27 protein-coding genes are annotated in these 26,140 nt (G+C 71.4%); 13 read left to right on the top strand and 14 right to left on the bottom strand.

The genetic code is table 11. The features are described 5' to 3' along the window. Nucleotides 1-91: 91 nt before the first annotated feature. The 3 genes from ACFQVD_RS05000 (at nucleotide 92) to ACFQVD_RS05010 (ending at nucleotide 1,874) form a co-directional block, all read left to right on the top strand. The gene (locus ACFQVD_RS05000) at nucleotides 92-433 is read left to right on the top strand and encodes a hypothetical protein (protein ID WP_343966581.1); all 342 of its coding nucleotides are present in this window, start codon (nucleotides 92-94) and stop codon (nucleotides 431-433) included. A gap of 311 nt (nucleotides 434-744) precedes the next feature. Then, complete coding sequence (locus tag ACFQVD_RS05005; RefSeq protein ID WP_343966579.1) at nucleotides 745-915, top strand: hypothetical protein; 171 nt, start codon at nucleotides 745-747, stop codon at nucleotides 913-915. A gap of 557 nt (nucleotides 916-1,472) precedes the next feature. After that, nucleotides 1,473-1,874: a DUF732 domain-containing protein gene (locus tag ACFQVD_RS05010; RefSeq protein ID WP_343966577.1), complete on the top strand. Its 402-nt coding sequence runs from the start codon at nucleotides 1,473-1,475 to the stop codon at nucleotides 1,872-1,874. On the opposite strand, the gene ACFQVD_RS05015 is transcribed toward ACFQVD_RS05010, so the two are convergent. Further along, nucleotides 1,871-2,047, bottom strand: a complete 177-nt coding sequence (locus tag ACFQVD_RS05015) for a hypothetical protein (RefSeq protein ID WP_343966575.1) — start codon at nucleotides 2,045-2,047, stop codon at nucleotides 1,871-1,873. The two genes, ACFQVD_RS05010 and ACFQVD_RS05015, sit on opposite strands and share 4 nt — an antisense overlap. A 31-nt stretch (nucleotides 2,048-2,078) precedes the next feature. Further along, a complete protein-coding gene (locus tag ACFQVD_RS05020; RefSeq protein ID WP_343966573.1) occupies nucleotides 2,079-2,366 on the bottom strand; it encodes a hypothetical protein in 288 nt (95 codons plus the stop codon). Nucleotides 2,367-2,515: 149 nt separating this feature from the next. On the opposite strand from ACFQVD_RS05020, the gene ACFQVD_RS05025 reads away from it, so the two are divergent. The 6 genes from ACFQVD_RS05025 to ACFQVD_RS05050 all read left to right on the top strand — a co-directional run bounded on the left by ACFQVD_RS05025 (nucleotide 2,516) and on the right by ACFQVD_RS05050 (nucleotide 8,549). Further along, a complete protein-coding gene (locus ACFQVD_RS05025) occupies nucleotides 2,516-2,686 on the top strand; it encodes a hypothetical protein (RefSeq protein ID WP_343966570.1) in 171 nt (56 codons plus the stop codon). Nucleotides 2,687-3,036: 350 nt separating this feature from the next. Then, on the top strand, nucleotides 3,037-4,386 hold the full coding sequence (locus ACFQVD_RS05030) for a S1C family serine protease (RefSeq protein ID WP_343966567.1): 1,350 nt from the start codon (nucleotides 3,037-3,039) through the stop codon (nucleotides 4,384-4,386). A gap of 216 nt (nucleotides 4,387-4,602) precedes the next feature. After that, complete coding sequence (locus ACFQVD_RS05035; RefSeq protein ID WP_343966565.1) at nucleotides 4,603-5,181, top strand: TolB family protein; 579 nt, start codon at nucleotides 4,603-4,605, stop codon at nucleotides 5,179-5,181. Next, the gene (locus ACFQVD_RS05040; protein ID WP_343966563.1) at nucleotides 5,148-5,486 is read left to right on the top strand and encodes an alpha/beta hydrolase family protein; all 339 of its coding nucleotides are present in this window, start codon (nucleotides 5,148-5,150) and stop codon (nucleotides 5,484-5,486) included. The genes ACFQVD_RS05035 and ACFQVD_RS05040 overlap by 34 nt, the downstream gene beginning before the upstream one ends. Continuing rightward, nucleotides 5,435-6,760, top strand: coding sequence for a serine hydrolase domain-containing protein (locus tag ACFQVD_RS05045; protein WP_343966561.1), 1,326 nt, complete (start codon nucleotides 5,435-5,437; stop codon nucleotides 6,758-6,760). The genes ACFQVD_RS05040 and ACFQVD_RS05045 overlap by 52 nt, the downstream gene beginning before the upstream one ends. 205 nt (nucleotides 6,761-6,965) lie before the next feature. Then, nucleotides 6,966-8,549, top strand: coding sequence for a PucR family transcriptional regulator (locus tag ACFQVD_RS05050; RefSeq protein WP_343966558.1), 1,584 nt, complete (start codon nucleotides 6,966-6,968; stop codon nucleotides 8,547-8,549). A 194-nt stretch (nucleotides 8,550-8,743) separates the two neighbouring features. On the opposite strand, the gene ACFQVD_RS05055 is transcribed toward ACFQVD_RS05050, so the two are convergent. Then, nucleotides 8,744-8,944 carry a hypothetical protein gene (locus ACFQVD_RS05055; RefSeq protein WP_364147646.1) on the bottom strand — a complete coding sequence of 67 codons (201 nt, stop codon included), beginning with the start codon at nucleotides 8,942-8,944 and terminating at the stop codon, nucleotides 8,744-8,746. Here ACFQVD_RS05055 and ACFQVD_RS05060 point away from each other — a divergent pair. Beyond that, nucleotides 8,934-9,116 (top strand): hypothetical protein, encoded by a 183-nt coding sequence (locus ACFQVD_RS05060; protein ID WP_343966556.1) that lies wholly within the window; start codon nucleotides 8,934-8,936, stop codon nucleotides 9,114-9,116. The genes ACFQVD_RS05055 and ACFQVD_RS05060 overlap by 11 nt on opposite strands. A gap of 44 nt (nucleotides 9,117-9,160) precedes the next feature. Here the strand turns inward: ACFQVD_RS05060 and menC are convergent, their stop codons facing one another. From menC to ACFQVD_RS05100, 8 genes are all read right to left on the bottom strand, one after another. Further along, nucleotides 9,161-10,261 (bottom strand): o-succinylbenzoate synthase, encoded by a 1,101-nt coding sequence (gene menC, locus ACFQVD_RS05065; RefSeq protein ID WP_343966553.1) that lies wholly within the window; start codon nucleotides 10,259-10,261, stop codon nucleotides 9,161-9,163. Nucleotides 10,262-10,443: 182 nt separating this feature from the next. After that, on the bottom strand, nucleotides 10,444-11,223 hold the full coding sequence (locus tag ACFQVD_RS05070; protein WP_343969075.1) for a GNAT family N-acetyltransferase: 780 nt from the start codon (nucleotides 11,221-11,223) through the stop codon (nucleotides 10,444-10,446). Then, nucleotides 11,220-12,422: a M20 family metallopeptidase gene (locus ACFQVD_RS05075; protein WP_364147637.1), complete on the bottom strand. Its 1,203-nt coding sequence runs from the start codon at nucleotides 12,420-12,422 to the stop codon at nucleotides 11,220-11,222. The genes ACFQVD_RS05070 and ACFQVD_RS05075 overlap by 4 nt, the downstream gene beginning before the upstream one ends. A gap of 11 nt (nucleotides 12,423-12,433) precedes the next feature. Next, complete coding sequence (locus ACFQVD_RS05080) at nucleotides 12,434-13,471, bottom strand: dipeptidase (RefSeq protein WP_386270526.1); 1,038 nt, start codon at nucleotides 13,469-13,471, stop codon at nucleotides 12,434-12,436. Between the two features lie 185 nt (nucleotides 13,472-13,656). Further along, nucleotides 13,657-15,360 carry a thiol reductant ABC exporter subunit CydC gene (gene cydC, locus ACFQVD_RS05085; protein ID WP_364156554.1) on the bottom strand — a complete coding sequence of 568 codons (1,704 nt, stop codon included), beginning with the start codon at nucleotides 15,358-15,360 and terminating at the stop codon, nucleotides 13,657-13,659. Then, nucleotides 15,357-17,027, bottom strand: a complete 1,671-nt coding sequence (gene cydD, locus ACFQVD_RS05090) for a thiol reductant ABC exporter subunit CydD (RefSeq protein WP_386270527.1) — start codon at nucleotides 17,025-17,027, stop codon at nucleotides 15,357-15,359. Before cydD ends, cydC begins: the two co-directional genes overlap by 4 nt. A gap of 16 nt (nucleotides 17,028-17,043) precedes the next feature. Beyond that, complete coding sequence (locus tag ACFQVD_RS05095; protein ID WP_343966028.1) at nucleotides 17,044-17,811, bottom strand: cytochrome d ubiquinol oxidase subunit II; 768 nt, start codon at nucleotides 17,809-17,811, stop codon at nucleotides 17,044-17,046. 10 nt (nucleotides 17,812-17,821) lie between these two features. After that, on the bottom strand, nucleotides 17,822-19,006 hold the full coding sequence (locus ACFQVD_RS05100; RefSeq protein ID WP_343966030.1) for a cytochrome ubiquinol oxidase subunit I: 1,185 nt from the start codon (nucleotides 19,004-19,006) through the stop codon (nucleotides 17,822-17,824). A gap of 166 nt (nucleotides 19,007-19,172) precedes the next feature. Between ACFQVD_RS05100 and ACFQVD_RS05105 the strand changes: the two genes are divergently transcribed. Next, nucleotides 19,173-19,502, top strand: a complete 330-nt coding sequence (locus ACFQVD_RS05105; RefSeq protein WP_343966032.1) for a PadR family transcriptional regulator — start codon at nucleotides 19,173-19,175, stop codon at nucleotides 19,500-19,502. Nucleotides 19,503-19,521: 19 nt separating this feature from the next. Here ACFQVD_RS05105 and ACFQVD_RS05110 read toward each other — a convergent pair whose 3' ends face one another. After that, nucleotides 19,522-20,211 (bottom strand): permease prefix domain 1-containing protein, encoded by a 690-nt coding sequence (locus ACFQVD_RS05110; RefSeq protein ID WP_343966034.1) that lies wholly within the window; start codon nucleotides 20,209-20,211, stop codon nucleotides 19,522-19,524. 140 nt (nucleotides 20,212-20,351) lie between these two features. After that, nucleotides 20,352-21,413, bottom strand: a complete 1,062-nt coding sequence (locus tag ACFQVD_RS05115) for a pentapeptide repeat-containing protein (RefSeq protein WP_343966036.1) — start codon at nucleotides 21,411-21,413, stop codon at nucleotides 20,352-20,354. Nucleotides 21,414-21,576: 163 nt separating this feature from the next. Between ACFQVD_RS05115 and ACFQVD_RS05120 the strand changes: the two genes are divergently transcribed. Together ACFQVD_RS05120 and trxA are read left to right on the top strand one after the other, a co-directional pair. Next, a complete protein-coding gene (locus ACFQVD_RS05120) occupies nucleotides 21,577-23,952 on the top strand; it encodes an ExeM/NucH family extracellular endonuclease (RefSeq protein WP_343966039.1) in 2,376 nt (791 codons plus the stop codon). Nucleotides 23,953-24,231: 279 nt separating this feature from the next. Further along, complete coding sequence (gene trxA, locus ACFQVD_RS05125; protein WP_030908921.1) at nucleotides 24,232-24,603, top strand: thioredoxin; 372 nt, start codon at nucleotides 24,232-24,234, stop codon at nucleotides 24,601-24,603. 170 nt (nucleotides 24,604-24,773) lie between these two features. Here the strand turns inward: trxA and ACFQVD_RS05130 are convergent, their stop codons facing one another. Continuing rightward, on the bottom strand, nucleotides 24,774-26,105 hold the full coding sequence (locus ACFQVD_RS05130) for a class II 3-deoxy-7-phosphoheptulonate synthase (RefSeq protein ID WP_343966042.1): 1,332 nt from the start codon (nucleotides 26,103-26,105) through the stop codon (nucleotides 24,774-24,776). Nucleotides 26,106-26,140 lie beyond the last annotated feature (35 nt).

Below are 26,140 nucleotides of genomic sequence, written 5' to 3' on the forward strand. Positions count from 1 at the left end.
GCGCAGAACTCCACCTCGCTCGGCGCTGCACCTCGTCACGCTCAGCCCCCCTCTCCGTGTCGCACGCCTTCCTGGATCCCGGAGGTCCTTCATGCCTCGTCGTGTCGTCGCGCTCGCCACCGCCGCGCTCGCCTGCCTCGGCGCACTTGCCGTCTCCACCGTCCCCGCGCAGGCCGCCCGTTCCGCGGCCGTTCTCGAAATCGTGTACAGCCCGCTCTCGCTCGGTGAGTACTGCGCGGCTAACGTCAACTCCTCGTCCATTGTCGGCTTCTACAACGGCAGCCTGGGCTGCTACCGCTGGAACGGCACTCAGACCACCTACGTGGGCAGCGGGAGCCCTTCCGCCGCGTGCGCCTACTTCCACCCCACCTACGCCTACATTGGCCACGCTCAGGGCGGCAGCCAGGCGTTGATCTGCAAGTACTCGGTCTGACCCACCCCCGCACCCCTCCTCGCGGCGTCGCCCGCACGGATACGGCGAGGCGACGCCGGTGGAGGGTGCGCGTGTCTCGCTGCGCGCAGATCGTGTGCGGCTACTTCTCGGGCGGCCCGGTCCCCGATGGGTGACAGATGCTCATCGCCCCCCTCGACCGTCCAAGCCCCGCAAGAGTGGCCGAGAAAGATCTTCGAGCTGCCATCCAGGGGCTGAGCATGGCTGATAGCTGCTCGTTGAAGTCCGGCGCAGCGGGGTCCAGCTCGGCGGCTACCTGCTGAAAAGGGATGCCGGCAAGGAGCGCCTGGCCGTTGACACCGAGGGTCGCTGCAGCGGCGAAGGCGTGCATGGACACGGTGGCGGTGCGCTCGCTGATCCTGCGCCGGGCATTCTCGGAGCGCTGGTCCTGGATCTCCTTCTGCGCCCACTGGGGGAGCCGGGAGATGTCGCGAGAACCGTCGCCCTGTGCCGGCGACTGGTAGCCGGGTGGCGGGCCGGGGACCGGCGGCCTGGGCGGGGCAGTGTCCAGGCGGGCGCGGGGGGCGCTGCTGGGGGCTGCTGCCCCTGAGGGTCGGCGGGGGCGCGCCTTGTGCGGGCGGCTGCTGGCCGGGGTCGGTCGGGGCCGGTCCGGGCTGAGGTGCTGGGGCCGGCGGGGTGGGCATGGTCATGCGGACCCTCCTGGGGAGCGCGCGATAGTGGAAGGTCGGCACCTGGCCGACTGAGGAGTTTTGGACCGCTCCGGGCGGCCCTTTTCGGGCATCTATCCCAGGTGATTCGGGTGGATCATCAGATGTGGGGCGTATGGTGCGCGGTTATGCACCCTCCGCAGCAGCCCCAGCAATAGCCGGGGCAGTCTGGCCAGCCGACGCAGCAGTGGCCAGGCCAGCCCCCGCAACAGCCGTACGGTCCGCTGACTCAGCAGTACACGCAGCCCGGACCGCCGCCCGGCTGGCAGCCGCCCCCAGGCCCGTACCGGCCGGAGCTGCCCCCATTCCCGCCCCCGCCTCCGCAGAAGAGCGGGAAAGGGAAGGCGGTCGCCGTGCTCGTCGGTGCGCTGGTCGTGCTCGCCCTGCTCGGTGGCCTGGTCAAGCTCACAGGTGGCGGCGAGGACCAGGCGGCCACGGCCAAGCCATCGGCCGGCGCGGAGCCGACCGAGGAGAGCGCGGAGAAGGTCAAGCCGAGTCCGACCTCAACGGCGTTGAGGCGCACTGACCGTGAAGTAATGTTCCTGTTTACTGTGAAACAGCGGGTGAAGGATGCGGACGACGCGGAGCTGGTGAAGCTGGGCTGGTCGATCTGCAAGGCGTTGGACGACGGCGGCAGCCTCGCCCAGGTCGCAACGAGCGGTGTCGAGGCGTTCGGGCTGGAGACGTCGGCGTACGTGGCGGGTGCGGCCATCGTCAGCCTGTGCCCCCGGCACAAGGCGAAGATCCCCAGCTAGACGCGCAGCTCGAAGCCCTCGAAGAAGTCGGGATCGAGCACGTCGGTGGCCTGCACGCCTGCCTCGTACAGGTCATGCAGGATCGTCCACACGGCCGCCTGCGCGCGCACCCCGTCAGGCCCGGTGGCCTCGTGGGGGAGGAATCCGGCGGCCTCGCGGTCGTCGGTCCACACAAGACCGAGCAGTTGGCCGCCCTGGCGGAGTTCAGCCCGACTCGGCCTTCTCCTTCGCCTCCTGGGCGAGGCGGTCGGCCTCGGCCTGCTCGGCTGCTTCCCGGGCGGCCGCGGACTTGGTCTTGGCCAGGCGCTGCTGGACGGCCCCGGCGGCCGCGCGCAGGCGCCTGATCGCGTCCAGCTTGACCTCGGCGGTGGGCGCGTCGAGGCCCTTCCGGAGTTCGTCGGCGATGACCGTGACCAGCGAGGATTCGACTTCGCGGTAGAGGTCGGCGACGGTGCCGGCGATCTGGTCGAGGAGGTCCTGATCCACCGCCACGAGGCCCCCTCGCAATGACGCACACGCGCGAAAGCTGGTCGTAGCCCAAGGTCAAAAACCCGACGAACTACGGCATGACCGTGACTTATGCTCCTCATGCCGCGGCGAACCGTCGGCCATCCCTAGCAGTAAGACGGACGGAACGCACGGTGAACCAGCCAGACATCGCCACCACAGTGGACATCGCCATCGCGAATGCTGCCCGCCTGCTCTACAACGCGGAGACGATCACAGATCTGGCGCTGATGGAGCGGCTTGAGCGTCTTGCCGACTCGTGGGTCTCCATTGCGGAGTTCTTGCACGAACGGGACAAGGCGTAAGCGGGGGTAACCATGGTGGTGCTCCACCGGGGTGGACCTCCTCGGCCGGTCGAGGGCGTGCAGTTGGACGACGTTGTTTTCGGACATGGGGGAAGCTCCTTGCCGAGGATCAGGCATCCGAAGAGGAGGCCGATTATTGGCTCAATCACCTACGTCCAAGCCCCGCAAGAGTGGCCGAGAAAGATTTTCGAGCTGCCATCCAGGGGCTGAGCATGGCTGATAAAGCCGTTGTCAGGAGATCCCGATCACCAGGATCAACCTCTTAAGCTGCGCTTACACGCCGTCGGGCATCGTTTGTGTCAACCGGTGAGCACCGGCTTCCACCCCGTCGAACCGGGGGGATGTTGGACGTGGGGGAAGACATGGACCCGAACAGGAACGAGCAGCAGGACACACCGACCGAGGCGACCCCCGGGAACGACGGCTGGACCCAGTTCGGCAAGGTGCCGCCGCGCGCCGGCGCCTATCGCGCCGGTGAGGACACCGGACCGCAGCCGACGCTGATCCACCCGGTGCCGGAGCAACTCGCCGCGGAGGCTCCGGAGAAGGCCGGAGGACCGGCGGTGGTCCCCGCTCAGCGCGGCAGGCTCACCGCCGGGCAGAAGATCGGCGCCGGTCTCGCGCTGGCGGCCATGGCCGTCGGGGGTGGGGTCGCGGGAGCCTTCGTCGCGACGAGCCTCAACGGTTCCGCCACCGTGGCCTCGTCGTCCAGCCCGATCGTCAGCCCGGTCGGCAACGTGACGACGGTCGCCGACATCGCCCAGGTGGTCCAGCCCTCCGTGGTGTCCATCGAGATCAGGACCGCCGCGGGCGGGGGCGAGGGGTCCGGGGTGGTGCTGTCGGCCGACGGCCTGATCCTGACCAACAACCACGTGGTGGCGGCCGGCGGCCAGGGGGGCCAGGACAGCCAGGTGACCGTCAAGTTCAGCGACGGCAGGACCGCCACCGCCAAGATCATCGGCACCGACCCGGCCACCGACCTCGCGGTCATCAAGGCGGAGGGCGTCTCCGACCTCACCAAGGCCTCGATCGGCGACAGCGACCGGCTCAAGGTGGGCGACTCCGTGCTCGCCATCGGCAGCCCGCTCGGCCTGTCGGGGTCGGTCACCGCCGGGATCGTCAGCGCGCTGAACCGCACGCTCACCGTCGGCGGAGACCAGGGACAGGGGCAGCTCCCGCCCGGCTGGGGCAGGCCGCAGCAGAGCGCCCAGAGCCCCACCACCATCGGTGGCGCCATCCAGACCGACGCGGCGATCAACCCCGGCAACTCGGGCGGCGCGCTGGTCAACGCCGCCGGCCAGGTGGTGGGTATCAACACCGCCATCGCCACCAACGGCGGGGAGGGCAGCATCGGTGTCGGCTTCGCCATTCCCATCAACACCGCCAACCACGTCGCCGAGCAGCTCATCAAGAGCGGCAAGGTGTCCCACGCCCTCCTGGGCGTGAGCGTGACCGACGCCACCGGGGACGCGGGCGGCGCCCTGGTCGGCCAGGTCACCGAGGGCAGCCCCGCGGCCAAGGCGGGCATCAGGCAGGGCGACCTGATCACCAAGATCAACGACACGCCCGTGGACGGGGCGGCCACCGTGGTCGGGGCCGTCCGCGGCTTCAAGCCCGGCCAGCAGGTGACCGTCGCCTACGTCAGGGACGGGCAGCCCCAGACCGTCACGGTGACCCTCGCCGAGAAGACCGGCGAGTAGGGGTCGCCGACGAATGTGCCGCCGGGTCGCCACGGCTCCGGCGGCACATCCGTCTCAGCGGTCCCCGCGCGGCTCCGGAGCCTCCCTGGCCGCGTCTCTCGACGGGCCGGGAGGCAGTTGCTCCCGCGAGGCGAACTGGAGAACGACACAACGGATCGGGTCCGGTTCGTCGTGGAGACCGAAGAAGCGTCGTCCGGGTGGGCCTAACGTTCGGACATGCCTCGCCTCTCCCTCAGCGATCTGTATCACCTCGCGATACCGGCGGATCCCCGGCTGCACCCCGGAGGAGGCGCCACGGCCTACGTGATCACCATCGCCGATCGGGAATCCGACGAGAACCGGTCCGAACTCCGGCTGGCCGCGCCCGGTGTCGAGCCGCGCCGTCTGACGGGCGGCCCTCGCGACTCCTCCCCACGCTGGTCGCCGGACGGAGGCTCGCCGGCCTTTCTGCGCCCGGTGGAGGGAAGACCGCAGCTTCACCTGCTGCCGATGGACGGCGGAGAGCCCCGCGTCCTCACCGCTGCGGGACCGGGGGGCCCGGCGGTCTGGTCCCCCGACGGCACCAGGATCGCCTACGGCGCGCCCTGTGGCGACCCCGACCGGAACGCCCCGGTCGTGACCGACAGCCTGGAGTACAAGGCCGGCGGCGTGGGCCTGCTGCGCGGCCTCACCACGCACCTGTTCGTGGTGGACGTGGCGACGGGTGAGACCAGGCGGCTCACCACGGGCGACTTCCACGCGGGTGAGCCGTCCTGGTCAGCATGGCCGGCACCTCCGACGCGGGACACCTCCTGAAGACGTACGAGTGCCGCGGCGACCTCGCGGCCCAGTCCCCGATGAGCCACGTGGCCCAGGTGACCACGCCCACCCTGATCCTGCACGGCGAGGACGGCGACCGATGCCCCGTCGGCCAGGCCGAGCAGTGGTTCGCCGCGCTGCGCGAGCGGAACGTGCCGGTACGGCTGGTTCGCTATCCGGGCGGCTCTCACCTTTTCCTCCTCAACGGCCGTCCGTCCCACCGGATGGACTACAACGAAAGGATCGTCCAATGGCTGGAGCAGTGGATCCCGGTCGCCGGCACGCCCGTCTCGCCGAGCTGATCACCGAGTACGAGGTTCCCGGCGCGAGCCTGGCCTTCCTGCACGAGGGGGAGGTGCACGAGTTCGCCGCGGGCGTGCTCAACGTGGAGACCGGGGTGGAGACGACCACCGACTCGCTCTTCCAGATCGGCTCGGTCACCAAGGTCTGGACCGCCACCCAGATCATGCTCCTCGTCGAGCGGGGCGAGCTGACGCTGGACACCCCGGTCGCCGAGGTCCTGCCGGAGTTCCGGGTGGCCGATCCGGAGGTGACCAAGGCCGTCACCGTCAGGCACCTGCTCTCGCACACCTCCGGCATCGACGGGGACCTGTTTCTCGACACCGGCCGTGGTGACGACTGCATCGAGAGGTACGTCGAGGCCTGCGCGGGCCTCGCGCAGAACCATCCCCTCGGTGTCACCCAGTCGTACTGCAACTCGGGCTTCATCGTCGCCGGGCGTATCGTCGAGCGCCTCACCGGCAAGGGGTGGGACACCGCGCTGCGCGAGCAGATCGTCGAGCCGCTCGGCCTGACCCACACCTGGACCCTGCCGGAGGACGTGCTGCGTTTCCGCGGCGCCATGGGGCACCTCGACGGGGCCCCCGCCCCCGCCTGGGGCCTGATGCGCTCCTGCGGCCCGGCGGGGCTGATCTGCGCACGTCCCGCCGACGTCGTCGCCTTCGCCCGCGCCCATCTGGGCACCGGGCTGCTCGCCGATCCCCGGGCGATGTGGGAGCCGCAGGTGGACATCCCCAACCCGCACACCCTCGGGAAGCAGTGGGGACTGGGCTGGATCCTGGACGAGTGGCAGGGGCGCCGGATCATCTCCCACGGCGGCAACACCATCGGTCAGGCGGCCATGCTCTGGGTGGTCCCCGACACCGAGACGGTGGTGTGCGTGCTGGCCAACGGCGGCCACACCGCCGCGTTCCAGCACGCCCTGGCCACCGAGCTCTTCGACGAGCTGATCGGCCTGGCCGTGCCGCCCGTGCTGCGACCCCCGGCCGAGCCGTTCGAGACCGACGTCGAGCGGTACGCCGGCGTGTACGAGCGGACGGGCAGCCGGATGACGCTGACGGTCCGCGACGGCGGGCTCTCGCTGTACGGCGAGGCCACCGGAGCCCTCGCCGGGCTGCGGCCGCCCATGGAGTTCGATCTGGTGCCGGTGGACGACGTCACCTTCGTCGGCCGCCCGGAAGGAGAGCCGCAGTGGTTGTCGGCCGTGTTCTACGAACTCGCCGACGGCTCGCGGTACATGCACCTGGGCGTGCGCGCCACCCCCAGGGTCGCCTGAGGAGCCGGCGTGCTTGGGAACCTGCGGCAGCGTTTCGACGAGGCGGCGCGGCGGCAGGGCGCTGCCCCGTGCGTGAGGGGTTCGACGTCCGCGCTTTTCCCGCGTCTCCGGTCGCCCAGGCCGGCGGGGTGATCGGCCGGGCGGCCCGTATGGCTATCGATGATCTAAGAGAATAATGTCGCTTTATGTCCGTTATCGTGAGCGGATGACCAATCGGCCACGGGCAAGCCTGCAGCGGATCCTGGAGGATCTGGGCAGCACCGTGCTGGACGTGGCCGCCTCCCCCGGGGAGCTCGACGCCGAGGTCACGGGCGTGCACATCTACGACCCCCTCGACGAGCTGCTGCTCCCCGAGGGGGGCCTGCTGCTCGCGGTCGGGGTCGACCGCGCCGAGCAGATCTGCGCCCTGCTCGACGCGGCGGGCCCGGCGGCGGGCGTCGTCGTCAAGCAACCGGTGGACGTCGACGAGCTCGTCCGCGCGAAGGTCCGCCAGACCGGAGTGGCGGTGCTGGGTCTCACCCGCGCCGCCTCGTGGGCCCAGGTGGCCGCGCTGCTGCGCTCCCTGCTGGCCGAGGGCGACCTCGCCGAACCCGGGGAGACCCCGCCGGACGACCTGTTCGCGCTGGCCAACGCGGTGTGCGCGCTGCTGGACGCGCCGGTCACCATCGAGGACCGGTCGTCGCGGGTGCTGGCGTACTCCGGGCGGCAGGACGAAGCCGATCCCGGCAGGGTGGAGACCGTGCTCGGCCGCCAGGTGCCGGAACGGTACCGGCGGATGCTGGAGGAGCGCGGATTCTTCCGCCGGCTCTACCAGAGCCGCGAGCCGATCTACATAGAGCTGGACGACGACAGCATCAACCGGGCGGCGGTGGCCGTCCGGTCCGGCGACGAGATCCTCGGCTCCATCTGGGCCGCCGTGCGGGAGCCGCTGAGCGACCAGCGGCAGCGCGCCCTGGCCGACGCAGCCAAGATCGTCGCGTTGCAGCTGCTCAGGCAGCGGGCCGGGGCGGACACCAGGCGGCGGCTCCGCGCCGACCTGCTCTCCACCGTGCTGGCGGGCGGCAGGGACGCGGCGGAGGCCGCCGGGCGGCTCGGCGTCGCCAGCGGACGGCTGTGCGTGCTCGCGGCCCAGCTCAGCGGCGGATCCCACGCCGACGCCGCGCACCGGGAGAGCGACCGGCAGCGATTCTGCGACGCGCTCGCCCTGCACGTCGGAGCCATCCATCCCAAGGCCGCCGCCGCGTTGGTCGGCTCGGTGGCCTACGCCGTACTGCCCCTGCATGCCGGCGGTGACGAGGAGGCACGGGCCGTGCGGGTCGCCGAGAGCTTCCTCGCCCGGGTCGGTTCCCGGCACGCGGCCAACATCGGCGTGGGGCGCCTGGCGGGCAACCTGGCCGAGGTGGCCAGGTCCCGGGCCGACGCCGACCGGGCGCTGCGGGTGTTGCGCGCCCGCAAGGCGTCCGGCGTGGTCGCCGGCTACACCGGGGTGCACTTCGAGGCGCTGCTGCTGCAGTTGTCGGACCTGGTCGAGGCCGAGGAACAGGTTCCCACCGGGCCCTACGAACGGCTCGTCAGGCACGACGCCGAGCACGGCAGCGAGCTGGTCGCCACCCTGCGGGCCTACCTGGACGCGTTCGGCGACGTCAACGCCGCCTCGGCAAGGGTGCACGTGCACGCCAACACCTTCCGCTACCGGTTGAAGCGGCTCATCGAGATCAGCGGCCTGGATCTGGCCGATCCCGACGCGCGACTGACCGTGATGCTCCAGATGCGGCTTTTCGGACAGTAGCGCGATGAATTACGGGCTTTTCGTGGCGGAGGACGAAGCAGGATCGCCAGGAAAAGGGAACTGTGCGGCATCACCCCACCTCCCTGGAGTCCCGATGAGAAAAGCAGGAGCGGCGGCCGTGCTCGGCGCCCTCAGCCTTTTCGCGGCCGCGTGTGGCGGTACGGCGGACTCTCCGTCAGGCGGAGGCGGAGCGGCTACTGGCGCTGGTGTCGCTGCCCGTCTCGCTGGCCGGGCGCTACCCGCGTGAGCTGCCCGGTGGCCGGCGCCAGCGGGTGGCGGTCGCCCGGGCACTGGGCGCGCGCCCCGAGCCGCCGGCCGCCGGCGAGATCACCTCGGCCCTGGAGGTCTCCGTCCAGGGCTCGGTGCTCAACCTGGTCCGCTCGGATGCTGTTCATCTCGCACAACCTCGCCGTGGTCCGGTACGTCTCCGATGTCGTCGCGGTGATGTACCGGGGCGGGCTGGTGGAGATGGGGGCGACCGAAGAGGTGGTGGGGTCGCCCCGGGACGACTACCCCCGCTCCCTGCTTGAGGCGGTGCCCCGCCTCAGCCGCGCCCGTACGACGTGACGCCGGGAAGGGCGGCCCCTTCCCGGCGAGGCGGAAGGCGCCCGCTAGACAGTGATCCATTCGGTGGAGACGGTGACCTCGTCCAGGATGTCGTGGACGGGGTCGACGCCGATGCCGGGGCCGGTGGGGACCTCCAGATGGCCTTCGTGCAGCTCGAAGGGGGCGGTGATGTCGGTGGCGTAGTAGCGGCGGGAGGCGGAGGTGTCGCCGGGCAGGGTGAAGCCGGGCAGGGCGGCCAGGGCGAGGTTGGCCGCGCGGCCGATGCCGGTCTCCAACATGCCGCCGCACCACAGGGCGACGCCGTGGGCGCGGGCCAGGTCGTGGATGCGGCGGGCTTCGAGGTAGCCGCCGATCCGGCCGGGTTTGACGTTGATGATCGAGCAGGCGCCCAGGGTGATGGCGGCGGCGGCGTGTTCGGCTGATTCGATGGACTCGTCCAGGCAGACGGGGGTGGTCAGCCGGGTGGCGAGCCGGGCGTGCTGGACCATGTCGTCGCCTGCGAGGGGCTGTTCGATGAGCAGCAGGCCGAAGTCGTCGAGTCTGGCCAGGTGGGGGGCGTCGGCGAGGGTGTAGGCGGCGTTGGCGTCGACCTGGAGCAGGAGGTCGTCGCCGAAGCGTTCGCGGACGGCGCGGACGGGGGCGAGGTCCCAGCCGGGTTCGATCTTCAGCTTGATCCGGACATAGCCCTCGTCGAGGTAGCCGGTGACGGTGTCGAGGAGCTGGGGGATGGAGTTCATGATGCCGACCGACACTCCGCAGGGCACGCGGTCGGTGCCGGCGCCGAGGAAGGTGGCCAGGGACTGGCCGTCGGTGCGGAGCTGAGCGTCCAGGACGGCGGTCTCCAGGGCGGCCTTGGCCATGCGGTGGCCTTTGAAAGGGTGCAGGGCGCGGCCGACGGTGTGGGCGTCGATGTGCGCGGGCAGGGCGGGGACGAGGAAGCGGCGCAGCACCTCGGCGGCGCCGTCGACGTACTCGGAGCAGTAGCGCGGCTGGGACATGGCGACGCATTCGCCCCAGCCCTCGGCGTCGGGGGTGACGACGCGCAGGAGCAGTATGTCGCGTTCGGTCTCGGTGCCGAACGAGGTACGGAAAGGGGCGACCAGCGGCATCCTGATCCGCCGCAGTTCGATTCCAGTGATCTTCATGATGGCGTGCGGCCTTGGCCGCGTCTCCCTCCGATAGCGCCGTCGGTCAGACGGCCCGTTACAGGATGTCGCGCGGCTCGCGCCGCGTCCTTCTCCGCGCGCCCGGCCGCCCGGCCGCCCGGCCGACCGGGCGGCCGGGCGGCCGGGCGGCCGGCTCCCGGTGGTCTCGCCGGTCAGGGCGGTCATACGGTCCGTTCCACGATGTAGTGGCCCTCGCCGCTGAACCCGGTCACCCGGGCACCTTCCCCCATCAGCGCGCCCAGCACGTCGCGCACCGCGTGCCGCCATGTCCTGGCCGTGCCGGGGTCGGTGCGGCGTAGCGCCTCGATGTCGGGCGGGACCGCGACCAGCAGCGTCCGGGCGTCGGTCCGGCCGGCGACCGGGCGGCCGTCGCGCTCGGCCAGGGCGGTCACCGCGTCCGGCGGGATCTCGGGCCGGCACGGCTCGCCTCGTACGGCGGCGATCACCCGTGACTCGGTCAGCCGCCAGACGGCGAGCATCCGGTCGGACTCGTCGCCGGTGTTGATCGCGTCCCCCATGACGCCGTAGAAGGACCGCAGGTACTCCTCGGGGCGGGCGCCGAGTTTGACCAGGTTGAAATGGGAGTTACGGCGTACCAGCGGGTCGTAGGTCCAGGTGATGCGATCCAGGCCCCGGTCGAGTGCCCAGCCGCGCTGGTGCAGTTTGAGCGCGAATCCGATCCCGTGCCCGATGGCGGCGCCGGTGACGTGCGAGTGCAGCACCTGCCCGGCCGGAGTCGCGAGGAAGCCGACCGAGGCGCCCACCAGGCGGCCGCCCCGGTAGGCGCCGGTCACGTAGTTGCCCGTGTGCGCCAGCGCCCGCATGAGCTCGACGGTGATGGGCTCGCCGCCGGGGTCGGGGTGCCAGATGCCGTCGAACAGCCGGAAGACCTCCTCCAGCTCCTCGATGGAGCGGAGCTCGCGCAGTACCAGGCCGTTCACCTGAGCATCGCCCGGACCAGGCCGGTCAGCAGCGCGGTACGGCCGGGCATCTCGGCCACGACCACGTGCTCACTGTCTGCGTGCGCGCCGCCGCCCACCGCGCCCAGCCCGTCGAGGGTGGGGCAGCCGACTCCGGCGGTGTAGTTGCCGTCGGAGGCTCCGCCCACTCCGACGCCGCAGAGCGGGGCGAGCCCGAGGTCGGCGGCGATCCGCTGGGCGAGGGCGAACAGCCCGGCCGATGCGGCCTCCTCCAGGGGAGGGCGGTTCGGGCCGCCGATCACCTCCAGCCGGGTCCCGGCGATCCGGGGGGACAGGGCCCTCATCAGCTCGTCCACCCGCTCCTGCGCGGTGCGGGTGGGCACCCGCACGTCCACCGAGACGCGGGCCAGCGCGGGCACGGTGTTGACCGTGGTCCCCGCCGACAGCACCGTGGGCGTGACGGTGGCCGGGCCCAGGCCGGCGGGTCCGCCGGGCGCCGCCGGGCCTGAGGGCGTCCCCGGCGTCGCGGAGCCCGGCCACCGGCCCGGGGAGAGGGCCGGTCCGGGCGACGTCTCCGCCGCCGGCACGCCGGAAGGACCGCCGTTCACCTGGTCGGCGATCCCGGCGACGGCGAGGATCTGGTGGGCCAGCTCGATCCCGGCGTTGGCTCCCCTCTCGGGTTCCAGACCGGCGTGCGCGGCCGTCCCGCGCACCACGAGCTCGTAGATCGACGTCCCCTTGCGCGCCGTCTTGAGCGCTCCGCCGTCGGCGCTCGCCTCCAGCACGAACGCGGCCACCCGGCCGCGCGCGGACTCCTCGATCAGCGCACGTGAGGACGGTGAACCGACCTCCTCGTCACCGGTGACCAGCACGCACACCCCGTCCGGCGACGGCAGCGCGGCCAGTGCGTGAAACGCCTGCACCAGCCCGGCCTTCATGTCGAACACCCCCGGTCCCCGGGCGACCCCGCCGGTCACCGACCAGGGCCGCTCGGCCAGCGTCCCGAGCGGCCAGACCGTGTCGTGGTGGCCGACCAGCAGGACCCGGGGCGTGCCGAAGGTCCACCGCAGATGGGTGACCCCGCCGATCACGATCGTCTCGGGGCGTGCGCCGAGCCTCCTGAACCCCTGGTCGGCGACCACCTTGGCGCTACGGGCCACCGCCTCGTGGTCGGCGGAGAACGACTCGCACGCGACGAGCTCCTCCAGATCCTCAAGCATGACGTCCAGGTTCACCGTGGTCGCCCCAGTTCCGCGCGGAACAGCCGCAGGACGTTGCCGCCGAGGATCTTGAGGATGTCCTCCTCCGGGATGCCCCGACCGGCCAGCGCCCCGGTGACCAGGGGCAGGCCGCTCGGGCCGGACAGTCCGGGCAGGACGGCCAGGGGGTCGACCTCGCCGTATCCGAGATCCTCGCAGCACGGCGGCGTGACGTCGGTCAGCACCTCGCGGACGAAGTCGGGGCCGAGGCCGACGTGGTCGATCCCGCCGACCCGCGCGATGTGCTCGATGTGGTCCACCAGCCGGTCCACGGTGAACTCCGCAGGGTCCGCGGAAAGGAAGCTCGGCACGAAGTTGACGCAGACCACGCCGCCGGTGGCGGCGACCGCGCGGATCTGCTCGTCGGTCAGGTTGCGGTGGTGGTCGCGCAGCGCGCGGGCCGAGGAGTGGGTCGCCAGCACCGGCCTGCTCGCCAGCTCCAGCACGTGCTCCACCCCCGAGGCGCCCAGGTGGGAGATGTCGAAGATCATGCCGAGCCGTTCCATCTCACCGACCGTCTCCACTCCCGCCGCGGTGAGCCTGCTGCCGGTGGCGTCCTCGCCGCTGCCGTCGGCCAGCGCGGTACGGCCCCAGTGCGCGATCGAGGCGATCCGCACGCCCAGCCGGTGCAGCGTGGGCACCAGCTCGACGGCCGCATCCAGGCCGGGCATGCTCTCCAGCGCCAGGACCAGGGCGATCCTGCCCTGGGCGAGCGTCTCGTCGATCTGCGCGCCGTCCAGGCAGAGCCGTACGGCGTCGGCGTTGCCCTCGGCCAGCACATGGGCGCACTCGATCATGCGCAGCGTCTGCCGGAGCGCGCCCTCGGGGCGGTACTGGTCGTCGACGAAGACCGGCAGCACCTGGAGGTTCACCCCGCCCTCGCGCAGCTGCGGCAGCCAGCGCTCACGGAAGAACGACGCCCACCGCCGAGGGGGTCTGGCGGTGACCGCTATCAGCAGGTCGTTGTGGGTGTCCGCGACGACGGCGCGGTGGTGGAGCTCAACGGACACGTGCCAGCCCTCCGATGCGTGGTTACCGCGACGGTATGACAGGTTGGGGGTGGCGGAGTTCGTCCGGCTCTCCTAAGAGCGGCGCGTTGTTCGTCCATTCGGCCAAGATCGCTTGTTCCGCCCCGGGGCCGAGGCGACCGGGACGGCGGGAAGGCGGCGCGGGTGGCCGGTGGGTGAGCAGGGCCTCATCGGCCGGCGGTCAGCGCCTCGGAGTGCCACAGGTCGCGGTAGTAGCCGGGGGAGGAGAGCAGCTCCTGGTGGCCGCCCCGCTGCGTGACCGAGCCGTTCTCCAGCACGACGATCTCGTCCACCCGCTCCAGCCCGCGCAGGCGGTGGGTGACGAGCAGCGTCGTGTGGCCGTGGGTGGCGTCCAGCAGGTCGGCCATGAGCGCGTCCGCCGTCGTCTCGTCCAGTGCCTCGGCGGGCTCGTCCAGCAGCAGCACCGGCGGGTCGTTCAGCACTGCCCGAGCCAGTGCCAGCCGCTGCAGCTGCCCACCGGACACCGTCCGCCCGTCCTCCCCGAGAACGGCGTCCCAGCCGGTCCGCTCCACCCAGCGTTCCAGGCGCGCCCGCCGCAGGGCCTCGGTGAGCTCCTCGTCCGAGGCCTCAGGGCCGGCCAGCCGCAGGTTGTCCCGTACCGAGGCCTGGAACACGTACGGATCCTGCGTCAGCCCGGTCATCACCCGCCGGACGTCGTCGGACGCCAGCTCCCGGACGTCCACCCCGTCGATCCTGATCGTCCCCGACTCGGGCTCGACCAGGCGCATCAGGGCGGACAGCAGGGTGCTCTTGCCGGCGCCGCTGGGGCCGACCAGGGCGACCCGCCTGCCGGGAGTGAGGGTGAGGCTGACCCCGTCCAGCGCGGGGGCGCGGCCGGCGTCGTGCCGGACCACCAGGTCCTTGATCTCGATGGTCGGCGCCCCGGCGGGCACCTCGACCGCGGTGGCCGGCTCCGTCACCGCCGGAGCGGTCGCGCCGACCTCCCGCAGGCGGCGCAGGGCGGCGAGCACCCCGGTCAGCCGTTCGGCGGCCGAGGCCATCGGCAGCACCGGCTCGAAGGAGACCAGCGAGGTCAGCGCGAGCACCGCGGTGGCCACGGAGCCCGCCCCGGAGTTCTGCGCCACCAGGACGATCGCCGCCACGGTCAGGCCCTGGGTGAGCACGCCCAGGGCGGAGGCCACCGCGTTCGCCCGTGCCTGCCGGCGCTCCAGCGCCGCCAGCCGGCCGTCGGCCTCGGCGGCGGCGGCCAGAGCCCGCTCGTTCGCCCCGTAGGCGGCCAGGTCGGCCGCGCCGTGCACCAGGTCGGCGACCCGGGCCGCCAGGTCGGCCCGTGCGGGGGCGATCCGCGCCGACCAGCGCCGTGCGGCGGCGGCCGTGCCGGCGGGGATCAGCACCCCGGCCACCAGTAGCCCGGCCAGCAGCACCAGCGCCGCGGCCGGGAGCAGGAACAGTCCGATCACCATCGCGACCACACCGGTGACCAGCGCCGCGGCGGCGGGAAGCAGGCACCGTACGAGCAGGTCCTGTACCGCGTCGGTGTCGTCGACCATGCGGCTGAGCAGGTCGGCTCCCCGCTGGTTCAGCGGTCGCGCGGGGATGAGCGCCTGGTAGAGCCGCTCCCTGGTCGTCGCCTGGGCTCGCAGCGCCACATCGTGTCCGGCCAGCCGCTCCCCGTACCGGAAGACCCCCTTGGTCGTCGCGAACGCCCTGACCCCGACGATCGCCACGCTCAGCGCGGCCAGCGGAGGCTGCTCGGCGGCCCTGGTGATGAGCCATCCGGCGGACCCGATCAGCCCGAGCCCGGCCAGCTCGGCCGCCGCCCCCGCCGCCACGGCAAGGGTCATCCGCCCTCGGGTCCTGCCCGCCAGGACCTCGTTGACATCGGTCATGGGGAGGCGATCTCCTCTCGTGCCCCGGCCACCACGCGGCCGTCGGCGATCCGGATCACCCGGTCGGCCAGCTCGATCATCGCGGGCCGGTGGGCGACGATCACGGCGGTGCGGCCCTCGGCGAGGTCGCGGGTCGCGCTCACGACCGCGCTCTCGCTGCGGCCGTCGAGCCGTGCGGTCGGCTCGTCCAGCAGGAGCAGCCCGGCTCCTGGGCGGCAGAACGCGCGGGCGAGCGCGACCCGCTGCCGCTGCCCGGCCGACAGGTTCGCCCCGCGCTCGCCGAGTACCGTGTCGTAGCCCTCGGGCAGCGCCAGGATGAACTCCTCCGCCTGCGCGGCCCGTGCCGCGGCCCTGACCTCGTCGATCGTCGCGCCGGGGGCGCCGAGCCTGATGTTGTCGGCCACCGAGGTGGCGAAGAGGTGCGGGCGCTGGGGTACGAAGGCCAGGCGCGCCCGCCAGGAGTCGTGGTCGCCGATCTCGGCGCCGTCGACGAGCACCCGGCCCTCGGCCGGGGTGACGAAGCCGAGCAGCAGGTGGAGCAGGGTGCTCTTGCCCGCGCCGCTCTCGCCGACCAGGGCCACCCGCTCACCCGGGGCGATCACCAGCGACACGTCCTCCAGTGCGGCCTCCGCACGGCCCGGGTAGCGCACCGTGACACGCTCCAGCCGGATCTCCGGCGCCGTCGCCGCTCCGGGGCCCGGGTGCCCGGTGGCGGGCGCGCCGCGCGGAGCCTCCGCGTGGCCGTCGAGCACGGCGAACGCCTCGTCGGCGGCGGCGACGCCCTCCATCGCCGCATGGAACTTGCTGCCCATGTTGCGCAGCGGCAGGTACGCCTCGGGCGCCAGGAGCAGGACCAGCAGCGCGGTCGACAGGTCGAGAGAGCCCGACAGCAGCCGCAGGCCCACCGGTACGGCGACCAGGGCCAGTGAGAGCGACGCGGCCAGCTCCAGCACCAGTGAGGATAGGAAGGCCACCCGCAGCGTGCGCATCGTCGCGACCCGGTGGGCGTCGGCCACCCGCTGGATCACCTCGGCCTGGTAGCGGGCCCGGCCGAAGGCGCGCAGCGTGGGAAGGCCCCGGACCACGTCCAGGAAGTGCCCGCCGAGGCGGGACAGGGCCCTCCACTGGCGTTCGGTGACGGCCTTGGTGTGCATGCCGACCAGTGCGCCGAAGATCGGGATGAGCGGCAGCGTGACCAGCACGATCACCGCGCTGGCCAGGTCGGCGGTGAAGAGCCGGACGAGCACCGCGATCGGCACGACGCCCGCGACCGCCACCGCGGGCAGGTAGCCCGTCAGGTAGGGGTCGAGGGCGTCCAGACCGCGGCCGGTCAGGGTCACCAGCTCTCCCGAGCGCACCGAGGCCGGCCTGGCGGGGCCGAGTGCCTGCAACCGCGCCAGCAGGCGGTGCCGCAGGGCGGACTTCACCCCGCTGCTCATACGTCCGGCGCTGACCCCCTGCACCAGGGCGAACAGCGCCCGGACGCCGACGACCAGCGCCAGCAGGATCAGAGCGGAGGTCTCGAACCGCCCGGACAGCACCCCGGCGAGCAGTTCCGCCTGGCCGAGGACGAGCAGTCCGGCCAGGACGGCGGCGGCCAGGCACCCGGCCAGGTGGCGGCGGACCGCCCGCTCGCCCAACGCCAGCCGTACCAGATCCTTGTGCATGCCAACCCTAGAGACCTCAGAAGAACGACGGAATCCGATCGGCGGCACGCCCCGGACCGAACGTCCGCCATACCCATACTTGCGCACCCACCATGATCGGTGCGAACGGCAGAATCATGACACTCAGCACACTTAACGTACCGGCGGGTGCCATGTGGTCCAGAAGCCAGGGGGCGAGCACGGCGAGCAGCAGCGCGACGGGCGCGGCCGCGGCGCACGCCGAGCCCAGGAGCGCCCATCCGGTGCGGCGCGCCCCGGTCACCCGCCCGGGCAGCCGCCAGGAGAGGAACGTCCAGCCGTGCAGGGCGAACAGCGCGGCCGTCACCAGGGCGCCCACCAGCCCGAGCAGGCTGATCGGCGGCCCCGACAGGCCGCCGGCCAGCGCGACCAGTGCCATGCCCCAGCTCAGTGCCAGGCCGCAGGAGCCGGCACAGATCGCCCAGTCCCAGGTCGTACGCCATGCGCTCCCGTCGGCACGGCGGCGGAACCAGAGCCCGGCGTCGCGCAGGATCCACGACACCAGCAGCAGTACCACCAGCGGGTAGAGGCCGAACAGCACCTCTCCCTCGATCGCGGGGAAGGCGCCGAACAGCACGCCCGCCACGGCCACCAGCCACACCTCGCCCGCCAGGACGAACGGCGCCACGGCGGTGACGATCTCGTCCCGGTCCCGTTGCGTCCTGCCGAGCACGGGCAGCAGCATGCCCACCCCGATGTCGAAGCCCTCCAGGGCGAAGTAGCCGATCAGCAGGAGGGCGAACACGCCCAGCCAGAGGATGTCCACGGTCGGCTCCCTAGTAGCTGAGCGCGTGTGCGCGCTCGTTGGGATCGGCGGGGGCGCTCGCGCCGAGGATGGCGGCGGCGGGCCCGCGTCGTACGGTACGGGCGATCAGCAGGTAGTCGACGAGTGCGAGCAGGCCGAGCACGCCGCCGAAGGCGATGAGTGAGACGGTGACCATCCCCGGAGTCAGCCCGGGGGACATGGCGTCGGCGACGGTGAGCCTGCCATTGATCATCCAGGGCTGCCGTCCCGACTCCCTGGCCAGCCAGCCGAGGATCGCCGCCAGGAACGGCAGCGGAGTCATCGCCATCAGCAGGGGGTGCGCCCAGCGCCAGCGCGGCAGCCAGTACATGGTCGGCGCCAGCGCGAACATGATGACGAACTGCAGCAGCTGGCCAATCATGATCATGAAGCCGAGTCCCAGCCCCGGCAGTACCTCGCCGTCGAACTTGTCCGGCTGGAACTGGGAGATCGGGCCGAACTGCGCGTAGCCGAAACCGACCGTGACCAGTGAGCCGACCAGCGAGACGATCACTCCGGTACGCAGTGAGCTCGTGAAGAACTCCCGTTCGGCGGTGCGCCTGAACAGCTGGTACGCGCTGGCCCCCATCATCACGAAACCGCCGGTCCACAGGCCCGCGCCGAGCACGTGCGGCAATGCCAGGGTCAGCATCGGGTTGGTGAGCAGCGCGCCGAAGTCGGTCAGTGCCAGGTGGCCGCCCCGCTCCACGGCCCCGGCGGGGTTCTGCAGGAACGAGTTGGCCACCATGATCCAGAAGGCGGAGGCGTAGGCGGTCAGCGTCACCACCCAGATGCACGCCAGGTGGAGCCATTTGGGCAGCCGGTGCCAGCCGAAGATCCACAGGCCCAGGAAGGTGGACTCCAGGAAGAACGCGACGAGCGTCTCGATCGCGAGCGGTGCCCCGAAGACGTCGCCGGCGTAGTGCGAGAGGCCGGCCCAGTTCATGCCGAACTGGAACTCCATCACCAGCCCGGTGAGGATGCCGAGCGCGTAGTTGATCACGTAGATCTGGCCCCAGAAGCGGGTCGCCCGCTCGTGGACCGGCCTGCCGGTGACGGCGTAGCGGGTGTGCATGATCGCGATCAGGGGGGCCAGGCCCAGGGTCAGCACGACGAACAGGAAGTGAAGACTTCCCGTCACGGCGAACTGTGTTCGGGCCAGGTCGAGCACGTCCACACTCTCACCTCCATTGTTGTGTCTGTCTACCTATAGACACTCTACATGTAGGACGCCTACATGTAGGATGCCTATGCGAAAGGTAGGCTGACGACGTGAGTGAGCGAAGCGAACGGGCCGCCGGGTGCGGCGACGAGGGATCCGTCCGGTCCACGGAGGTGATCGCGTGAACACCGACGCGCTCCGCGGCCACATGGACGCCCTGCTGCTCTCCGTGCTGGAGCACGAACCGCTGCACGGCTACGCGATCATCGAGGCGCTCCAGGCGCGCAGCGGCGGCGCGCTGAACGTGCCGACGGGCACGGTCTACCCGGCGCTGCGCCGGCTGGAGCAGGCGGGATATCTGGCCAGTGAGTGGGCCACGGTGGGCGGGCGCAAGCGGCGCACCTACCGGCTGACCTCCTCGGGGCGCACGGCCCTCGCCGGCGAGCGCTCCGCCTGGCAGCGGTTCGCCGGAGCCATCGGCAGCGTCCTGGAGCCGCGGACCACCCGCTGACGCCCGGTGGGAGCGAGGGCTACGCGCAGGCGGGGAAGGGGGCGCGGCGGGTGAGGCTCAGGCAGGTGAAGGCGCAGTAGAGCTGCAGGCCCCAGAACAGGAGGCTCACCAGCGCCATCCCGATCCCCGGCGGGTAGCCGCCGAAGCCGACCGGCCCGTGGGAGCCGAACATCAGTGCCCCGGACAGCGTGAGCATGACCGGCAGCATCGCCCAGACGAGTAGGCCGAGGAATCGGGTGACGAGCCGGGGCCGTCCGATCCTGCGCAGCCCCCGGCCCAGCGCGAACAGCGCGATTCCGCCGAGCACGCCGATGAGCATCTGGAGGATGTCCAGACCCCGGGCGACCGGGACGAACCAGTCGGGGCTGGTCTCGTAGGCCATCGGGGCGGTGGGAAAGATCCTCCAGATCACGCTCCACATGACCGTGGTGAGCGGCACGGTGAGGAACAGCGTCGCGGCCAGCCTGCGGCCCGCCGCGATGGACAGCTCCTCCTGGTAGCCCGGCGCGATCTCACCGACCGTCCCGAACTCCTCGACCGCGGCCCGTTCGGCCTCCTCGCGCCCCAGGCCGTCGCCCTGCAGCGCCTCGGCGGTGTCGAGCAGGCTGTCGCGGGCCTCGGTGATCATGTCAAGCCTGGGTCCCCTGGGACCTCGGAGAGCACGGCCGAGCCCGGTCACGTAGTCGTCGATGACCCCGCCGCCTGCCATGGTGCTCTCCAGATGATCTCCCGCGGCCCGATCCCCGCTCGGGGTACGGGCCTCCCATCCTGGTCGCCCGTCCGGGACCTCGCATCGGGGATCACCCTGAGAAGACCCGGAATCGGCGGCCGGCCACCCGTGGGCGGGTCTCAACCATGATTCGGGGCACGCCGCAGGGGCCACCAGCGCAGTGGAGGCCATGGCCTGCGCGGAACGACGGCGAGTGCGCAGCCGCTCATCCGGAGCCCCTCGGGATGGCGGATTCCGGTGAAGAGGCAGGTGCTGAGATCCAGGTCGGAGAGTTCCAGCTGCTCGGCGTCCACCTCGTGCAGCGAGGTCACCCGGGCGCCGTCCCGGCCCCGCACCGTGGCCGGGCCGCGCAGGGTCGCTCCCTCCATGTCGGCCCGCGCGTTGTCGAGCCTGACGGTCAGCCGCCCGCCCACTTCCAGGCGCCGCAGGTCCACCGAGCATCCGCCGGTGGCCACGTCGAGACCCTTGCCCGCCCACGCTCCGGCGAGGGTCAGGTGGCGGCCGACCGAGATCGGGGCCAGGTAGCCGCCCGCCGAGAAGCGTGCCCCGTCGAACCCGGCCAGCCCACCGAAACTCGTCTTGCGAAACGACACGGTACGGCGGAACCGGCAGCCCCTCAGAGTCGCGTCGCCGGTGAATCCGGTGCCGTCGAAGGTGACGAAACCATGGAAGTCGGCCTGCTCGAAGGACGCGGTCCGGTCGAAAAGCGCTCCTCCGAACAGCGCGTCGCCGTCGATGGACACCCGGTCGAAGGCCGCGTGCCCGGTGATGGCGACACCGTGCAGGGAGAGTTCCCGATCGAACCTGACCTCCCTGAAGGAGACGTTGCGGGTGAACCTGGCGTTGAAGAACGAGGCGAGGCGCCGGAAGCGCGCGTGGTCGAAGGAGACGTCCCCGCCGAACACGATGTCGCAGAATCGCACGCTCTCGGGAAAGGTCGCCCAGTCGAACCGGGCCCGGCCCAGGCGTCCGTGGGTCGCGGAGAGGATTCGGTCCAGCAGATCCTGGCCGACGACGGTGGCCCGCAGGTCGATCGCGGAACCGGGGGAGAGGCCGCGGACGACCTCGTCGAGTTCGGCGGCGTCCAGATGGGCCAGGCAGCGCCCGTAGGGCTGCCGTGCGGATCCGGCGCACTCCAGGGAGGCGGCGCAGGTGTCCCAACCCACGTCCAGAGTTCTCATACCCGCAGTGATACCCGCAGGCGCCGAGGCAAGCGACTTCTAGGTCAAGGAAAGCCATATCTGACCGGGCTGGATAGACATGAAGTGTCAAGATTCATGAATTCGCCTCCTATCCACTTTTGGGTGGATGTTCTGGGATCCATCCCGCTCTACGCTCCCGGTCATGCGTGCTTTATCCCGGGCGTTCGCCGCCCTCGTGACCGTCGGCCTCGCCGCCACCGGCGTCGCGACCCTCACCTCATCCCCGGCCCTGGCGGAGCCGGGCACCGTCGTCATCAGCCAGGTCTACGGTGGTGGCGGTAGCGCCGGCGCACCACTCACCAACGACTACGTCGAGCTGTTCAACCGCAGCGCCGCGCCCGTGGTCCTGGACGGTTGGTCCGTCCAGTACGCCAGCGCCACCGGCACCGGGAACTTCGGAGCCAACCCGGTCGTCCCCCTGACGGGCACGCTCGCGCCCGGCCAGTACCACCTCCTCCAGCTGGCCGGCGGCACCAACGGTTCACCGCTGCCCGCCTCGGACGGTACCGGGACGATCAACATGAGCGGCTCCGCGGGCAAGGTGGCCCTTGTCCGCTCGGACCAGGGCCTGGCGTGCAACGGCGGCTCGGTCCCGTGCGCCCCGGAGCAGACGGCACTGATCGCCGACCTGATCGGCTACGGCACCGCCAACTACTTCGAGGGCACCGTGGCCCCCGGGCTCTCGGCCACCACGGCGGGGCTGCGCAAGGACCACGGCTGCGCCGACACCGACGTCAACGGTGCCGACGTGGAGGCCGCGGCACCCGCGCCGCGCAACCGGGCCACCGACATCGCGCCGTGCGGTGACGTCGAGCCCACCCCGACCCCGACCCCGACCCCGACCCCGACTCCGACTCCGACCCCGACGGTGGAGCCCACGCCGACTCCCACCCCGACGGGGGAGCCGTGTGAGACCCCGGCCACCCACCAGATCGCCCAGGTGCAGGGGAGCGGTGACGTCAGCCCGCTGGCCGGCCAGGTCGTCCGCGTCGAAGGCGTCGTGACCGCCGACTTCCAGGAGTCGAACCAGCTCAGCGGGTTCTTCTTCCAGGACCCGACCCCGGACGCCGACCCGGCCACCTCCGAGGGCCTGTTCGCCTTCGCCCGCAGCTCCTTCAAGGACGTCAAGGTCGGCGACCGGGTCCTGGTCACCGGCAGGGCCGTGGAGTTCAACGGCTGGACCGAGCTGTCACCGGTCACCGCGGTGGACATCTGCGGCACGGGCCGCATCGCACCCGCCAAGCAGAGCCTGCCCCGTGCCGAGGGCAAGACCTTCGAGTCCGTCGAGAACATGCTCGTCACCTTCCCCGAGCCCCTCTCCCTCAGTGACCACTACAACCTGGGCAGGTACGGAGAGATCACCGTCTCCTCCGAGGGGCGCATCTTCCAGCCGACCGACCGGCCGGACGTGACCACGGACAAGAACGCGCGGCGCAGCCTGCTGGTGGACGACGCCTCCACGGCGGAGAACCCGGAGACGATTCCCTACGTCGACCGGCGCCTCCGCCTGGGTGACACCGCCTTCGGCGTCACCGGCGTCATGGGGTACGGCTTCGGCAAGTACCGCCTCCAGCCGACCAAACCGCTCAACTTCCTGCCGCTCAACCCGCGCCTGCCCGCCCCGTTCCCGGTCATCGGCAACGTCAAGGTGGCCAGCTTCAACGCGCTCAACTGGTTCACCACCCTCCGCTCGCGCGGCGCGAGCAGTCCGGAGGAGCAGCAGCGCCAGCTCACCAAGCTGGTCGCCGCCCTCAAGGGGGTCAACGCGGACGTCGTCGGCTTCATGGAGATCCAGAACAACGGCCAGACCGCGATTCAGGCCCTGGTCGACGCGCTCAACGCCGAGGTCGGCGCGGGTACCTACGCGGCGCTCAGCCACCCCTACCCGGGCACCGACGTGATCCAGGTCGCGATGATCTACAAGCCGGCCAAGGTCCAGCTGGTGGGCGCGGCGCAGTCCTCCACCGACCCGGTCTTCCGGCGGCCCCCGCTGATCCAGACCTTCCGCCGGGTCCAGGGCGGTAAGTCCTTCACCGTGCTGGTCAACCACTACAAGTCCAAGGGCTGTGACGAAGAGGCGGTGGGGCCCGACGCCGACCAGGGCGACGGGCAGAGCTGCTACAACGACGAGCGGGTACGCCAGGCACGGGCCACGCTGGGGCTGATCAAGGACCTGAACCTGACCAACCCGATGGTGCTCGGCGACCTCAACGCCTACGGCGAGGAGGACCCGATGGACGTCCTGGAGGCCGGTGGCCTCAGCAGCACGACCAAGAGGTTCGTCCCCGAGCCGCTGCGCTACAGCTACCTGTACGAAGGCCAGCTCGGTGAGCTGGACCACGCCCTGGTCGGAAAGGACCTGCTCAAGCGGGTGACCAGCGCGACGATCTGGCACATCAACTCCGATGAGAGCCGGATCTACGACTACAACCTCGAGTACAACCCGCCGGGCCTGTACAGGCCCGACGCCTTCCGCGCCTCCGACCACGACCCCGTGATCGTCGGCCTCACCCTGTAGACCGGAGGGAACCGGCGGATGGTGGCCCGGTGCCGATCGGCACCGGGCCATTCGTCCGTTCTCACCCCCGAGAGGTCGGCGAGCCGGACAGCTCCGCGGCGACCATCGTGTTCCCGTACAGCTCGGCGAAGCGCGGGGAGCGGCTGTCGGTGAGCACCTGGGGCGGCGACCTCCCGGCTCACCCGGTTCGAGAGGGGGGCAGGCCGCGGGGATGGAATGCGCGTGGACGGGAAGTGGTTATGCCAGCCACACAGACGTGAACGACAGAAGGAGCCACCGGTGGCCACCATCGAGGTAACCGAGAAGAACTTCAACGACATCGCCGATGAGGGGATCGTCCTGCTGGACTTCTGGGCGGCCTGGTGCGGACCGTGCCGCACCTTCGGGCCGATTTTCGAGAAGTCCTCCGCGAAGCACACGGACATCAAGTTCGGCAAGATCGACACCGAGGCCGAGCAGGCCCTCGCTCAGGGATTCGAGATCACGTCGATCCCGACGATCATGGCCATCCGGGATGGCATCGTCGTCTTCGCCCAGCCGGGCGCGCTGCCCGAGCCCGCTCTCGAGGACCTCATCGGCCAGGTCCGCGCACTCGACATGGACGCGATCCGCGCCGAGCTCGCCAACGAACTCGGCGTCCAGAAAGGCTGACACGACACGGGACAGCCCCGCGCCCGTCCGGCGGCGCGGGACTCGCCTCTGCTCGAAGACCGCCTCCGCGGGCCGGGAACGGCCTCGCGGTTTCTCGATCGTTCGGGTGGCCTCGACCTCCGCGCGGCCCGGGACCCCGTAAGAAGGCCGGGACCGCGCGGGGGCGGGGGTCAGACCGAGCGGTAGAGCTCGGCCACCCGGAAGGCCAGGTCGAGTGACTGGCCGCGGTTGAGGCGCGGGTCACAGGCCGTCTCGTAGCGCCGGGCCAGGTCGTCCTCGACGATCTCGGCACCGCCGCCCACGCACTCGGTGACGTCGTCGCCGGTGAACTCGATGTGGACGCCGCCCGGGTGGGTGCCGAGCGCGCGGTGCACCTCGAAGAAGCCCGCCACCTCGTTCAGGACGTCGTCCAGGCGGCGGGTCTTGTGGCCGCTGGGCGCCTCGAAGGTGTTGCCGTGCATGGGGTCGCAGATCCACGCCACCTGGGCGCCGCTCGCGGTCACCTTCTCCACCAGCTCGGGAAGGTGGTCACGGATCTTCGACGCGCCCATCCGGGTGATGAAGGTCAGACGCCCCGCCTCGTTGTCGGGGTTGAGCTTCTCGATCAGCGCGAGGGCGTCCTCGGCGCTGGTCGTCGGGCCGAGCTTGACGCCGATGGGGTTGCGGATGCTGGCGAAGAACTCGACGTGCGCGCCGTCGAGCTGGCGGGTACGCTCGCCGATCCAGACCATGTGCGCCGAGACGTCGTACGGCCGGCCGGTCCGCGAGTCGATCCGGGTGAGCGCCTGGTCGTAGTCGAGGATCAGCGCCTCGTGCGAGGAGTAGAACTCCACGGTGTGGAACTCCTCGGGCTCCGCCCCGCAGGCGCGCATGAAGGCCAGCGCCTGGTCGATCTCGCGGGCGAGCTGCTCGTAGCGCTTGCCGGCCGGGGACTCGCCCACGAAGTCCTGGTTCCAGGCGTGCACCTGGCGCAGGTCGGCGTAGCCGCCCTTGGTGAAGGCGCGGACCAGGTTGAGCGTCACCGCGGAGGAGTGGTAGGCGCGCAACAGCCGCCCCGGGTCGGGGATGCGGGAGTCGGCGGTGAAGTCGAAGCCGTTGACCATGTCGCCCCGGTAGGCGGGCAGCTCGACGCCGTCACGGATCTCGGTGTTCTTCGAGCGGGGCTTGGCGAACTGCCCGGCCATGCGGCCGATCTTCACCACGGGGACCTTGGCCGCGTAGGTGAGCACGATCGCCATCTGGAGCAGTGTCTTGAGCTTGTTGCGCACGTCGTCGGCGGTGGCGCCGGCGAAGGTCTCGGCGCAGTCTCCGCCCTGCAGGACGAAGGCCTCGCCCCGTGTCACCGCCGCCAGGTCCGCCTTGAGGTTGTCGCACTCGCCCGCGAAGACGAGGGGCGGGAGTCCCTTCAGCTCGGTGACGACCTTGTCCAGCTCGCCACGGTCAGGCCACACGGGCTGCTGCGCCGCAGGCAGCTGCCGCCAGGAATCGAGGTTGATGCTCACGACATACCAGGCTATTGCAACCGGCTGTGCGAACG

The organism is Streptosporangium amethystogenes subsp. fukuiense (assembly GCF_042665875.1).
GTDB classification, from domain to species: Bacteria; Actinomycetota; Actinomycetes; order Streptosporangiales; family Streptosporangiaceae; genus Streptosporangium; species Streptosporangium fukuiense.

Bases quoted from the DNA above. Each gene is read 5' to 3' on its own strand.
- ACFQVD_RS05045 (WP_343966561.1), top strand. From the start codon at position 5,435: ATGGCTGGAGCAGTGGATCCCGGTCGCCGGCACGCCCGTCTCGCCGAG.
- ACFQVD_RS05040 (WP_343966563.1), top strand. From the start codon at position 5,148: ATGGCCGGCACCTCCGACGCGGGACACCTCCTGAAGACGTACGAGTGC.
- ACFQVD_RS05055 (WP_364147646.1), bottom strand. From the start codon at position 8,944: ATGAACAGCATCCGAGCGGACCAGGTTGAGCACCGAGCCCTGGACGGA.
- ACFQVD_RS05075 (WP_364147637.1), bottom strand. From the start codon at position 12,422: ATGCTTGAGGATCTGGAGGAGCTCGTCGCGTGCGAGTCGTTCTCCGCC.
- ACFQVD_RS05035 (WP_343966565.1), top strand. From the start codon at position 4,603: ATGCCTCGCCTCTCCCTCAGCGATCTGTATCACCTCGCGATACCGGCG.
- cydC (WP_364156554.1), bottom strand. From the start codon at position 15,360: ATGACCGATGTCAACGAGGTCCTGGCGGGCAGGACCCGAGGGCGGATG.
- ACFQVD_RS05060 (WP_343966556.1), top strand. From the start codon at position 8,934: ATGCTGTTCATCTCGCACAACCTCGCCGTGGTCCGGTACGTCTCCGAT.
- ACFQVD_RS05000 (WP_343966581.1), top strand. From the start codon at position 92: ATGCCTCGTCGTGTCGTCGCGCTCGCCACCGCCGCGCTCGCCTGCCTC.
- ACFQVD_RS05110 (WP_343966034.1), bottom strand. From the start codon at position 20,211: ATGGCAGGCGGCGGGGTCATCGACGACTACGTGACCGGGCTCGGCCGT.
- cydD (WP_386270527.1), bottom strand. From the start codon at position 17,027: ATGCACAAGGATCTGGTACGGCTGGCGTTGGGCGAGCGGGCGGTCCGC.
- menC (WP_343966553.1), bottom strand. From the start codon at position 10,261: ATGAAGATCACTGGAATCGAACTGCGGCGGATCAGGATGCCGCTGGTC.
- ACFQVD_RS05050 (WP_343966558.1), top strand. From the start codon at position 6,966: ATGACCAATCGGCCACGGGCAAGCCTGCAGCGGATCCTGGAGGATCTG.
- ACFQVD_RS05115 (WP_343966036.1), bottom strand. From the start codon at position 21,413: ATGAGAACTCTGGACGTGGGTTGGGACACCTGCGCCGCCTCCCTGGAG.
- ACFQVD_RS05120 (WP_343966039.1), top strand. From the start codon at position 21,577: ATGCGTGCTTTATCCCGGGCGTTCGCCGCCCTCGTGACCGTCGGCCTC.